The organism is Pseudogemmatithrix spongiicola (genome assembly GCF_030623445.1).
In the GTDB taxonomy this organism is placed as follows: domain Bacteria; phylum Gemmatimonadota; class Gemmatimonadetes; order Gemmatimonadales; family Gemmatimonadaceae; genus Pseudogemmatithrix; species Pseudogemmatithrix spongiicola.
In genome coordinates this window covers 1,398,972-1,410,898 of the sequence record NZ_CP130613.1, presented here as the reverse complement: position 1 = coordinate 1,410,898, position 11,927 = coordinate 1,398,972, and the positions used below count along the sequence as shown (strand labels likewise).

General features: G+C 70.5%; 12 protein-coding genes and 1 tRNA gene. All 13 read right to left on the bottom strand.

What is annotated here, in order from left to right; translation table 11 throughout:
* Positions 1 to 4: 4 nt before the first annotated feature.
* On the bottom strand, positions 5 to 1,786 hold the full coding sequence (locus Strain318_RS06370) for a tetratricopeptide repeat protein (RefSeq protein ID WP_367887673.1): 1,782 nt from the start codon (positions 1,784 to 1,786) through the stop codon (positions 5 to 7).
* Between the two features lie 92 nt (positions 1,787 to 1,878).
* A tRNA-Val gene (locus Strain318_RS06365) sits at positions 1,879 to 1,952 on the bottom strand.
* Positions 1,953 to 2,221: 269 nt separating this feature from the next.
* On the bottom strand, positions 2,222 to 3,181 hold the full coding sequence (locus Strain318_RS06360) for a peptidase MA family metallohydrolase (protein ID WP_367887672.1): 960 nt from the start codon (positions 3,179 to 3,181) through the stop codon (positions 2,222 to 2,224).
* On the bottom strand, positions 3,181 to 4,041 hold the full coding sequence (locus Strain318_RS06355) for a tetratricopeptide repeat protein (RefSeq protein ID WP_367887983.1): 861 nt from the start codon (positions 4,039 to 4,041) through the stop codon (positions 3,181 to 3,183). Before Strain318_RS06355 ends, Strain318_RS06360 begins: the two co-directional genes overlap by 1 nt.
* Complete coding sequence (locus Strain318_RS06350; RefSeq protein ID WP_367887670.1) at positions 4,031 to 4,519, bottom strand: chemotaxis protein CheW; 489 nt, start codon at positions 4,517 to 4,519, stop codon at positions 4,031 to 4,033. Before Strain318_RS06350 ends, Strain318_RS06355 begins: the two co-directional genes overlap by 11 nt.
* The gene (locus tag Strain318_RS06345) at positions 4,516 to 4,968 is read right to left on the bottom strand and encodes a chemotaxis protein CheW (protein WP_367887669.1); all 453 of its coding nucleotides are present in this window, start codon (positions 4,966 to 4,968) and stop codon (positions 4,516 to 4,518) included. The genes Strain318_RS06350 and Strain318_RS06345 overlap by 4 nt, the downstream gene beginning before the upstream one ends.
* Positions 4,965 to 6,029, bottom strand: a complete 1,065-nt coding sequence (gene cheB, locus Strain318_RS06340; protein WP_367887668.1) for a chemotaxis-specific protein-glutamate methyltransferase CheB — start codon at positions 6,027 to 6,029, stop codon at positions 4,965 to 4,967. Before cheB ends, Strain318_RS06345 begins: the two co-directional genes overlap by 4 nt.
* On the bottom strand, positions 6,019 to 6,498 hold the full coding sequence (locus tag Strain318_RS06335; RefSeq protein WP_367887667.1) for a chemotaxis protein CheD: 480 nt from the start codon (positions 6,496 to 6,498) through the stop codon (positions 6,019 to 6,021). The genes cheB and Strain318_RS06335 overlap by 11 nt, the downstream gene beginning before the upstream one ends.
* Positions 6,495 to 7,322, bottom strand: a complete 828-nt coding sequence (locus Strain318_RS06330; protein WP_367887666.1) for a CheR family methyltransferase — start codon at positions 7,320 to 7,322, stop codon at positions 6,495 to 6,497. The genes Strain318_RS06335 and Strain318_RS06330 overlap by 4 nt, the downstream gene beginning before the upstream one ends.
* Positions 7,319 to 8,935: a DUF4388 domain-containing protein gene (locus Strain318_RS06325; RefSeq protein ID WP_367887665.1), complete on the bottom strand. Its 1,617-nt coding sequence runs from the start codon at positions 8,933 to 8,935 to the stop codon at positions 7,319 to 7,321. The genes Strain318_RS06330 and Strain318_RS06325 overlap by 4 nt, the downstream gene beginning before the upstream one ends.
* On the bottom strand, positions 8,936 to 10,831 hold the full coding sequence (locus Strain318_RS06320) for a DnaA/Hda family protein (RefSeq protein WP_367887664.1): 1,896 nt from the start codon (positions 10,829 to 10,831) through the stop codon (positions 8,936 to 8,938). It abuts the gene before it with no gap.
* A 1-nt stretch (position 10,832) separates the two neighbouring features.
* Positions 10,833 to 11,432, bottom strand: coding sequence for a GTP-binding protein (locus Strain318_RS06315; protein WP_367887663.1), 600 nt, complete (start codon positions 11,430 to 11,432; stop codon positions 10,833 to 10,835).
* A 34-nt stretch (positions 11,433 to 11,466) separates the two neighbouring features.
* The gene (locus Strain318_RS06310) at positions 11,467 to 11,925 is read right to left on the bottom strand and encodes a hypothetical protein (protein ID WP_367887662.1); all 459 of its coding nucleotides are present in this window, start codon (positions 11,923 to 11,925) and stop codon (positions 11,467 to 11,469) included.
* Positions 11,926 to 11,927: the final 2 nt, after the last annotated feature.

Below are 11,927 nucleotides of genomic sequence, written 5' to 3'. Positions count from 1 at the left end.
CGGACTACGGCTTGCAGAGCTGCGGGGTAATCTGCGTGACGTAGGCCTGCATCTCCGGGATCGACTGGAGCAGCTGGACCGCCGTCTGCTGGTTGAACGCGGCACCCTGTGGGAGCGCAATCATCGCGTTGACGAAGGCCGCGTCGGCTTCCTTGGCCATGTCGCAGCTGCGCTCCGGACCGGCGTTCTGCGCCAGCACGAAGCCCAGCTGCACGTTCGTGACGCCGACCAGGAACTTCACGCGCGCCTTGGTCTCGGGCGCGGCCGGTGCACGCGGGCGACGGGCATCCGCCGGTCCGACTTCGTCGGCCAACATCGCCACGCTGTCCGCGCGGTTCATGAGGGCTTGGGCCTGCCGCAGGAGGTCGATGCTCATCGGCACGTCCGACGCCTTCAGCGAGTCGCCCCGCACACGCAGGCTGTTGCCGATGCTCGAGATGAGCGTGGCGATCGGGTCCGCGCCGTCACCGGCCACCGTCGACTGGTGCAACGCCACCAGCGCACTGTCGTTCTGCTGCAGGCCCATGTACGCCTGCGCCACCTGCAGCCAGCCGTTCGGCTGGAAGGGGTTGATCTCGAGGGCGCGCTTGGCCGAGTTGATCGAGGCCGGCACGTCACCCGTGTTGCGCTCCGCCTGGGCGCGGATCTGCCAGAGCTGGGCGTCGCGCGGGAACTTGGTGGTGCCGCGCGTCGCCGCGCTCAGCGCACCCGCCGTGTTCGAGTCCGAGATGTACAGCGCCGAGAGGCGCGTCCAGAACTGGATGTCGCCCGCGGCCGTGTCGAGCTGCACGAGCTCTTCACCCGACGCGATAGCCGGCTTGAAATCGCCCGAGGCCGCGAGGATCAGGAAGCGCAGGCGCAGCAGCCCGAGGTCGCCCGGGTTGTTCTGCACGGCCTGCTCCACGATGCGCTTGGCCACGTCGTACTGGCCGCTGGCCGCGAGGGCGTCCACCACGCGCTGGGCCAGCGAGGCGTTGTTCGGCTCGGCGGCCAGGAGACGCACGAGGTACTCGTTCGCCTTCTCGGTGTTGCTCTCGGCCTGGTAGGCGTCGGCCGCGACGGCCAGCGCGTTCCGCGAGTTCGGATCGATCGCGAGGATCTCCTCGGCGATGGCGATCTTGTCCGCGTTCGAGGCGTTCTGCTGCACCAGCACGCCCATCTTGCAGTAGCGGACCAGCGTCGCGCGCGGGTAGTCGGCGATGGCCTTGTCCACCTCGGCCAGCGCCTGCGGATAGCGCTGGTTCATCGCGTGGTCGCGGCAGCGCTTCTCGAACGGCAGCTGGTCGCGCGCCGCGTTCAGCGACCGCAGGAGCGCGCGGGCCGCGCGGTCCGGACGGTTGCCGCGGGCCGGCTCGAGCGGCTGCACGAGGGTCAGGTCACGGGTGAGCACGAGCTCCGCATCCACCCGCCACTGGCCGTCGGCCTCCTGCGTCACGGCGCCGCGGATGTACTCGTCGGCGCGCTGGAACTTGGCGAGCGCGTTCTCATCAGAACGGGCGAGCTGCTCGTTGGACGGGTAGCCCGACTGCTCCAGGAGCTCGATCAGGCGCTCCTTCTCGATCACCCACAGCACCGGGCCCGGGTAGGTCCGGATGAGCTCGTCGCGCAGCGCGTCCGAGGCCTGGGGCCCGGCCAGCTTGTCGGCCGAGCGGAAGACCTGCACGGTCAGGAAGGGCGTGTCTGGCCGCGGCGGGCGGCGATTCGCCTGGGCGTCAGCCGAGGCGGTCGCAACCGCAAGAAGCGCCGCCGCAGCGGCAAGGGGACGGAGATGGAGCCGAACCGTCACAGTCGAATCCTCACAAGGCGTTGGATTTCCTATCCCACGGGTCGGCCCACGGTTCCGTGGGTTCCCGACCATCTACTGCTGCACAAAAAAAGTGGGCGAAGAGGGACTCGAACCCCCGACACCCTGCGTGTAAGGCAGGTGCTCTAACCAACTGAGCTATTCGCCCGGCGCTTCGGTTCCCGACGCGCCAGCGCGCGTCACTTCAGGATGGCAATGGGAATCAAGACGCAGTACCCGAGCACCAATAGAATCGGTGCCACGGTCTCGCCGCCTCGCCAAAGGTCGGCGTAGCCCACCGCCAGGCTGGCAGCAGACAATCCCCACCACAAGACCGGCTTGGACCATGGTCCGCCGGCAACCTTCACACGTTCCGACATAGGGGGGGGAGTCTAGGGGCGCCTAGAATGAGTGTCAACCAAGCATCGGACTTGTTCATTAACCCTTAATCCGGCCGTCATTTTCCCCCTCGGACTCCCCCAAGAGGGCCGCGAGGGCGCTGGCCCGCTCCGCTTCGTCCCGGCGCCGGTCGTCCTCGCGCATCTGTTCGAGCCGCCGCCGCAGTTTCTGGCGCCGCTGCCACCACATGGGCCCCAGCAAGACCGTCAGGACGAGGGTCAGGACGGTGAGGTCCGCCGCGAGCGCGAGCACGCCGAACTGTCGCCGAACGCGACGCTTCCAATACTGCTCGAAATCGGCGGAACTCATGCCGTGCGCCCGCCGCAGCGCGCGCTCGAACGTGCCCGCGCGTTCCCAGTGTCCGAACAGCAGCCCCAGCCCCCGGGCGGGATCCAAGGCCGCCAGTTCCGCGACAGCCCGGTGGGCCAGCGCGTACGATCGCTGGGCACGCTCCGCCCCTTCGTAGAATCCGGAATCCAGACCGGCCAGGGTCGGAATCCCGCGCCAGACTAGGCCGAAACTCGTGACCAACACTTCGTCCCGCCCCCACTCTCCCGCGGCGTACGAGGCGTACCCCTCGTCGAACCACCGCGGTGGCGACGGGCCTAGGGCTTCGTGCAGGGCGAGGTGGGCCAGTTCGTGCCGCAGGGTCACGAGCGGATCGCCATCCGCAGCGGCGCCGTAGCGGCCCTGCATCACGATGCGCTGCAACGCCGGAAACGCGATGGCGGCCCCCCACTCCGGTGCGCCGGACCCGACCCAGGCCCGGAACGTCTCGGCGTCGGGCGCCACGAGGATCACCACCGGCGCGGTCGGACGGGGCAGGCCTGGGAACGTATCGCGGCTCCGGGCGGCGTCGAGGTAACTCTGCGCCAGCCTCGCGTCCCGCGCGAAGTGCACCACGCTGAAGCGGCCCGATACGAGCACGGCCGCGTCGGCTGGCAGTGTGTCCTGCGCCGCCCCGCCGAGCAGCGCCGCGGCGAGGAACGCGGCGATCATCACCCGCGCGTCAGCTCGCCGCCGCTATCGACCAGCGCGAGCGTCTCCGCGCACTTCTTGCCCCAGGGATTGAACTTGTTCGTCGCGTGACCCTTCGCCCAGGTCGCGCGGGCCTCCTCGCGCTCTTCATTGAACCAGAACGCGCGCCCGAGCTCGTAATACGCCTCGATCAGGTTCGGCCCGAGGTTCAGCGTCTTCTGGAAGAACGTCTGGGCGTCCTCGTACATCTCGCGCTCGAGGTACACGAGCCCGAGGTAGAAGTGCGCGTAGAGCGTCGCCTTGCGGTCGTTATCGAGGCGGATCGCCTTCGAGAGATGCTCGATCGCCTCGCCGAAGATCTGCTTCTTGAGGCAGATGTAGCCGACGTTGATGCGCGCCAGCGCGTTCGCCGGCTCGCGCATGAGCACCTTCTGGAAGTTCATCAGCGCGTCGTCGTACTTCTCCTGCAGCATCTGCGCCCAGCCGAGCAGCGCCTCGCTCTGCGGATCGCCCGGCGAGAGCTCGATGGCCTTGAGCAGCGCCTTCTCCGCGCCTTCGTAGTCCCCGAGCGAGAGGCGGCTCCAGCCCTTCTCGATGAAGGTGCTCGCGCCGATGTGGTCGGCGTGCACGACCGGCTTCTCGCCTTGGAACTCCGGCGCCTGCACACCAGTTGCGGCCTGCTGCGCCTTCCACTTGTCCACGAGGAGCTTGATGTCGTCCTTGAGCTGCGACAGCTCGGCGATCTGCGCCTCGAGCGTCTTGAAGAGGCCGACGATCTCGGCCTTCACCTGCGCGCGGTCGGCGCCGGCGACGCCGGCGTCGAGCTTGGCATCGATCGTGGCGTACTGCGCGCGGAAGGACGCCGGCGTCTCATCGGCCATGCTGCAGTTCCTCCACGGCGGCGCCCAGCGCCAGCCGCTCCTGTGATGTCACGAGGTGGTCCGCGTCGAGCACGAGATAGAGCCGCTCATCGCGCCGCAGGATGCCCTGCACGAAGGCCCGGGCCAGTCCGCGGTACACCGGCGGCGCCGCTTCGATCATCGCGGGATCGACCGCCACGACGTCGTCGACCGCGTCGACGACGAAGCCGATGCGCCCGCCCGACAACGCCAGCACCACGATGCGGCTGCCCTCATGCGCAGCCGCCGCCGACAGCCCCAGCCGCTCCCGCAGGTCGAGCACGGTCACCAGCTGCTCGCCCACCGCAATCACGCCGCGCATCCACGCGGCGGTGTTTGGCAGGGTCCGCGGCACGGTGTAGCGCAGCACGCGCTCCACGCTGCCCACGTCGAGCGCGAGCAGCTCGCCGGCAGCGCGGCAGGTGACCAGCGATCGACGGGGGGCGGCGGATGAAGTCATACGGGGGATTCTGCCCGTAAAGTAGCGACCGCCACGCGTGAGAGCGCGGTCTCATCCACCAACGCGGCGAGCTCGATGCCCAAGTGCAGCAGCGCGCCGATCGTCCCCTGTCGGTCTGCGCCCGCCGGCACCGGTCGGCGGCTGCGGTCGCCGGGCTCGAGCACGTCGATGACGTCGTCCACCGCCACGGCGTACCCCTCCTCGGCCATCACCAGCACCACACAGGATGTGCTGGGCGCGGCGGTCGCCGGCGGGATCTCCAGCAACGCGTCCAGCGCAAGCACGGGGATGTGCTGCCCACGCAAGGCGAGCTGCCCCCGCACCGCTGCCGGCGCCATCGGCACGGGCAGCAGCGTCGGGGCATCCACCAACTCGCGTACGGCGCCCAGCGGCAGCGCCACGCGCTCCGCCCCGACGCGCACGAGCAAGACGCGGCCGAGCGCCGTCACGCGCGGGTCCCCCGTATCTCATGCACCAGGCGGCCGATCGCCGCCGCCATGGCGCCCAACGGCAGCTCGGCGTCCGCGGGCACCGTCGCCTTCGCCTGCGCCGGCATGCCGTAGACCGCGCTCGTGGCCCGATCCTGCACGAGCCCGCGCCCGCCCGCCCGGACGATCGCTTGCAGGCCCTCGCTGCCGTCGCGCCCCATGCCCGTGAGCACCACGCCGAGTGCGCGCGGACCGAACACGGCCGCCGCCGAGCGGAACAACGGATCCGCGGCCGGTCGCACGCCGTGTTCGGCTGGCTCGTCGCGCAACGACAGCCGCGCGCCGCCCTCCTCGCGCTCCAGCACCAAGTGCCGTCCGCCCGGCGCGACGTACACCGTGCCCGCCAACAGCGGCTCGCCCGACTGCGCTTCCCGCACCGGCAGCGGCGAAAGTTGATCGAGTCGGCGGGCCAGCCCCGCGGTGAAGCCCGCCGGCATGTGCTGCGCGATCACCACCGCCGCGTCGAGCGCGGGATCCAGCCCCGGCACCAACTCCGCAAGCGCACGCGGCCCGCCGGTGCTCGCCGCGATCACCACGACTTCCGTCGCCGCGTGCAAGCGACGCGGCGCCTTCACCCCGGGCACGCGCGGGCGCACCAGGAGCGGCAATCCCATGTTCGCGCTCGACGCGGCGCGCAGGGCATCGCGCAGCCGCGGCGCCACGCTCACCCAGCCGTCGTGGGAGCGCTCGTCGGGCTTGCGCACGAACTCCACCGCGCCGAGCTCGAAGGCGCGAATCGTCAGGTCCACGGCTCCGCGGCGCGTCGCACCGCTCACCATCACGACCGGCCGCGGGCATTCGCTCATGATGTAGCCCAGCGCATGCAGGCCATCCACGCCCGGCATCTCGATGTCCAGCGTCACGATGTCGGGATCCAGCGCGTGCACCAGTCGCAGCGCTTCCACGCCGTCGCGCGCCGTGCCGACCACCTTGAAGCCACCGAATCCCTCGATGAGCCCCGCGACCACCGCGCCGAGCAGGGCCGAGTCATCGACCACCAGCACGCGACGGTCAGAGGACACGGCTGCCTCCGCGCACGCTGCGCACCTCGAGCGCACCCGTCGCCACCTCGAACTCCGCCGTGCGCCCGCTCGCGCCGCCCGTCTCGCTCGCCGCGATCGGAATGCCCAGCGCCACCAGCGCCCGCCGCGCCGCCGCGATGTTGCGCTCACCCATCTGCTGCCCGCCGCTGCCGAGCAGCGATCCGAAGAGCGCGGCGCCGCCCACCAGCTTGGCCTCGAACGGTCCGCGCGCGCCGGCCGCCACCACGGCGTCGCGCAGCAGCGGTACCGCCGTCGTCGCGAAGCGCGCGGGATTCGAGCCATCGCGCGCGAGCTGCGGATCCGGCAACAGGATGTGCGCCATGCCGCCGATGCGCCGCGCGCGATCGTACAGCGTGACGACCACACACGAGCCCAGCCCGACCGCGACGAGGCGTCCCTGCCCCGTCGCCACCGCGAGGTGCGCGATGCGCACGTGCTGGACGCTCACGCCACCTTCCGGAAGATGCGCTGCCGCGGATGCACCGGCGCGAAGAGCGAACGCGCCGGCCCCAGCATCGTCTCGACCTTGCCCAGGACCAGGATGCCGTGCGGCGCCAACGCCGCGTGGAAACGCCGGAAGATCCGCTCCTGTCCCTCGCGGTCGATGTAGATCAGCATGTTGCGGCAGGCAATCAAGTCGAACACCATCGGGGGCGGCGGATCCATCAAGAGGTCGCGCCGCTCGACGCGCACCAGCGCCTGCAGTTCCGCGACCGCCGTCCGCGTCCCCGTGCCCACGAAGTATCGGTCGCGCAGCGCGGCCGGCATCTCCTTGAAGGCCGCCTCGGCAAACCGGCCGGTACGCGCCGCCTGCAGCGAGGCGGCGTCGATGTCACTGCCCAGCACCTGCGTGTCGCGCAGGCGCGGCAGCGTGGCCGTGCGCTCGGCGTGCCGATGCAACAACGCCGCCAGCGTGAAGAGCTCTTCGCCCGACGCACAGCCGGCGCTCCACACGCCGAGGCCCTCCGGGTTCGCCTGCCAAAGCGCGGGCAGCACGGCATCCGCCACGGCGTCCCAGACATCCGCATCGCGGTAGAGCCGCGTCACGTTGATGGTCAACGTGTCCATCAGCCGTTCGTACTCGTCGGGCTCGCGCCGCAGCAAGGCCGCGTACGCGGCAAAGCTTTCACTGCCGCGCGCCCGCATGCGCACCGCGACCCGGCGCCGCAGACAGCCGTCCTTGTAGTTGGCGCAGGCGAACCCGCGTTCGCGCGCCACTTGCTCCAGCAACGCCTTGAAGGCGGCCTCGTCCTCGCCGGCCGCCATGCTCATCCCCCGGCCAGCGCGTGCAACTGCGTCCGGGCGGTCTCGTGCTGGGGATCCAGCACCAAGGCCTGCTCGAGCGCCGTGCGCGCTCCGTCGGCGTCGCCCGCCTCGGCGCGCAAGGCGCCGAGCCGCGCCCACACCTCCGGCCCCAGCGTCTCGTGGTGCCGCACCGCCAACGCATAGGCGTCCATCGCGGCGCGACGATCGCCCTGCGCGAGCTGCAAGTCGCCGAGATTGCGGTGCAGCGGCGCGAGGCCGGGATCCTCCTGCAAGCCCCGCTGCACGGCGCGCAACGCGTCGTCGGAACGCCCGAGCGCCATCAATGCGACCGCGAGGTTGTTGTGCAGGGCCGCGGCATGCGGATGCGCCTCGGTGCCTTCCTGCAGCAGCGCGACCGTCTTCTCCAGCTGGCCGGCGAGCGCGGCGGCCAGGGAGCTGCTGTGGAACCACACCGCCGCCGGCGGACGGTTGCCGTACAGCGGCCGCGCGCGCATGAAGTGCGCATCCGCCTCCGCAAAGTCGCCGCGCCGCAGCGCGAGCACGCCAAGCGAGAGGTGCACGCGGGGCTCGGATTCCCCGCCCCGTTCCAGCGCGCTCTCCAGCGCCGCCACCGCGTCGTCCTCGCGCCCCAGGCGCTCGAGCGCCAGCGCCAGGTTGTGGAACACCGAGGCCTTGGCACCACGCTGCCGCGCCGCCGCCTCGAGGTGCGTCATCGCCTCGGCCCACTTGCCGAGCCGCAGGTGCGCCACGCCCAGCTGGAAGCGCGCGCCCACATCCTCCGGGCGCAGCTCCGTCACGCGGCGGAACTCGCGCACCGCTTCGTCCAGCATGCCCGCGCGGAAGAACGCGACGCCGAGGTTGCGATGCTCCTCGACCTTCACGTCGATCGCCACGTCGTCCGGCGCCTTCGAGCGACCCACGCGGTGGAGGAAGCCCGCCGTGGCGAGGCCGAACAGCGCCTTGCCCACCTCGAACTCCACCAGACCGCTCGCGTCCACCAGACCCGCCACATCGGTCCGCCCGTCGATCAACGGCAGCAGCACCTGCTGCTCGTGCGTCAGCTGCGGCTGGCTCTCCGCGAGGCGCCGACGGTCGGCCTCGAACACGACGTCGAACGACGGGATCTTCTTCTCGATCAGCGACCACTCGTCCACGCGCCGCGCGCCCTCGAGCAGCAACGACTCGGGATTGATCGAGACGAGGAAGTCCTGCTCGTCGGGCCGGATCTCGGCCTCGAAGTTGAACGTCCCCTCCGCCCACGTGAAGAGGAAGTACACCGCCTCCTCGATCTGGATGCGGATCTGCGCGTGCAGCTGCTCGCGCGTGATCATCCCATGGCTGACCAGCAGGTCGCCGAGGCGCTGGCCGCGCGCCTTCGCCTGCAACCCGATCGCCTCGTCGAGATGCTCCTGCGAGAGCACGCCGCCCTTCACGAGGATGTCCCCCAGGCGGTCGCGACGGTTCACGATGCTCGCGTAGCTGATCTTGCCCTTGTCGAAGTAGATCGACCCGAAGTTCGAGCGATGCGTCACCGAGAGGCAGCCCGTCTTCTTGCCCATCGCCAGCAGCTGCAGCACGTCCGGCAGCGACGCTTCCTTGAGGGAGCCCTTGATGGCCATTTAGCGCAGCTCCTCGATGACGCGACCACTCAAGTCCGCCCATTCCCAGACCACGCGCTCGCGGTCGAGGAAGGTGCGGTCGCCGGCACTGGCCGCGGCGGCTGGCGGCGCGATCGTCGCACTCGCCGCCGCACCGAGCCCGAGCTCCTGCCGCGCCAGCACGGCGTCGAGCGGCTGGCCCAAGGCATCCGCCGCGGCCGCCAACCGGTTCACCACGCCGATCAACTCGCGCACGCTGCGCACCGTCGGGTCGCAGATCACGTCCAGCAGGTCCGGCGGGGCGGCGCGGCCCAAGCCGGCGAGGAAGCGCGCCGCCAGCTTCTCGCGCAGCGGACGGTCCGGCGGCTGGATCTCGGCGATCAACCCGCCTTCGAAGCGCGAACGCAGCCGCGCCGCGAGGTCGGGGATCTCGCCCGGCGCCCGGTCGCTCGAGAGGATGATCTGCTTGCCCTCCTCGATGAGCGCGTTGAAGACGAAGAAGAACTCGTCCTGCGTGCGCTCCTTGCCGGCGAGGAATTGGATGTCGTCGATCACCAGCGCCCCGGCGGCGCGGTAGCGCGAACGCCAGCGCTCCACCGTGCCCTGCTGGATGGCGGCGATGAGTTCGTCCACCAACGCCTGCGCATGCACGCAGGCCACGGCGACCCTGCCCTCGCTGCGCGCGGCAATTGCGTTGCCGATCGCATGCACCAGGTGCGTCTTGCCCACGCCGCTCGGCCCCGTGATCAGCAGCGGGTTGTAGCGCGTGCCCGGCGTGGCGATGACCGCATCGGCCGCGTGCACCGCCAGCTGGTTCGCCGCCCCCACGTCGAAGCCCTCGCGCGTGAACGCGGGGTTCGGGCCCCCCGGCGGCATCTCGCCGGCGAGCGCCTTCTCGACGAACTCCTCGGCTTCGGCGAGGCGTTCCGGATCGCGGAACAACTCGTGCCCGCCGAGCGCTCCGTCCACCGCCGTCGCCTCGCGCTCCAGCGAGCGCAGGTGGTCCACCGCCTGCACATACACCGCGATCAAGCCCTGCACGTCCGGTTCCGTGGGCAGCGTGAGGGCGCGCTCGAGCACCGCGGTGCGATAGCCCTCGCCCTTCCAGTACGCGATCGTCTCGCGCAGGCGCACCTGCCAGGTCTCCACCTGCTCCTGCACCACCGCGGCCACGTCCGACAGGAACGAGAGGAACTCGCCGCTCGGCCGCAGCGCATCTACGTTGCCGGGCATGGGCGTCGGCATGCGTTTCCCGCCCATCGCCTCCTGCGCGATCCACTGGTTGAGCAGTCCCTGCAACTCGCGCACGCTGCTGATGCCGCGCTCCGCGAGCCGCGTGATCGCCGCATCCGGCACCGCGAGCTCACGCTCGGCGATCGCCGCGCGCAGGATCGCCACGCGCGCCTCGAACTCCGGCAAGCCGACGTCCACCACCAGCCCGCCGGCCAGACGCGAGATCAACCGCTCGTCCACATCGGCGATCTCCGACGGCGGACGGTCGCAGGCGCAGACGATCTGCCGGTTGCCGTCCTGCATCACGGTGAACAGGCGCAGGAGCTCGGCTTGCATCTCGCGGCGGCCCGTCACGAACTGCAGGTCGTCCAGCAGCAGCAGGTCCACGTGCGCCAACCGATGCCCGAAGGCCGACGTCTCGCCCGCGCTGACCGCGGCGTGGTACTGCTCGCTGAACTCGTCGAGCGTCAACGCCAGCACCTCGGCCCGCGGCTGCAGCTGCTGCAGCAGATGGGCCGTCGCGGTCAGGAGGTGCGTCTTGCCGAGCCCCGAGCCACCGTAGATGAACAGCGGGTTGTACGTCGTCCCCGGCGCCTCGGCGACGGCGCGCGCCGCCGCCGCCGCGAGGCGATTCGCCGCGCCGACGACCAGGCGATCGAAGGTGAACCGGGGATCGAGCCGCATGCTAGCCGCTCCGCCCCGCGCTCAGCTTGCGCAGCACCTGCTCCGAGATGCCGCGCAGCGTCTCGAACACGCCCGGGCCGTGCAGCGCATCGGCCGTGAAGGACGGGATGTTGCGGAAGTTGATCTGCTCTTCGAGTTCCGGCACCGGCGTGCGCAGCTCGTCGGGCAGGTCGATCTTGTTGTACTGGATCACCATCGGCATCGTGCGCGCGTCCACGCCCTGCTCCGCGAGGTTCTCGTGCAGGTCCTGGAAGCTCTCGATGTTCTCCTGCAGCTGGCGCGCCTGCGAGTCGGCGACGAACACCACGCCGTCGGCGCCCTGCAGGACGAGCTTGCGCGTCGTCTGGTAGTACACCTGGCCCGGCACCGTGTAGAGCTGGAAGCGCGTCGTGAACCCGGAGATCGTCCCGAGGTCGATCGGCAGGAAATCGAAGAACAGCGTGCGGTCCGTCTGCGTGGCCAGCGACACCATCTGGCCCTTCCGGTCCGTCGGCACCTGTCCGTGGATGTAATGCAGGTTCGTCGTCTTCCCGGACCGACCCGGGCCGTAGTAGACGATCTTGCAGGTGATCTCGCGCGTGGCGTAGTTGACGAGGCTCAACGTGACATCCCGCGGTGGAAGATGGACGCGCGCATCAGCCCCTCCCGAAGAGCTGCGCGAGGTTGCGGTTGAGGTCCGCCTCGAAGTTCTCGGCCAGCGCCGGCGACAGGTCCTCCGCGACCGGCACCGCCGCCGCGACGTTCGCGTAGAACTCCTTCAGGTAGAGCTGCACGATGCCCAGCGAGCTCTCCGAATCGAACACGGCGAGCACCAGCAGGCGGCCGTCCTTCGTCGGCACCTGCCCGAGATAAATCTGCCGCGCCTTGCCGGCATAGTGGAGGCCGGTGAACGGTTTGCCGTCCACCATCCCGCCGAGATGCTCGGCCGAGGCGTTGATGGCCGCCGACAGCGCACAGGCCGTCTGCACGTCGATGCTGCGCTGGAACCCCACCTGCGCCAAGACCTGCCCGCTGGTATGCATCAGCACGGCGAGCTCGAGGCGCGCATCGTCCACGAAGCGCTTGAGCGGCGCGTCGGCCCAACCGATGGTCACGG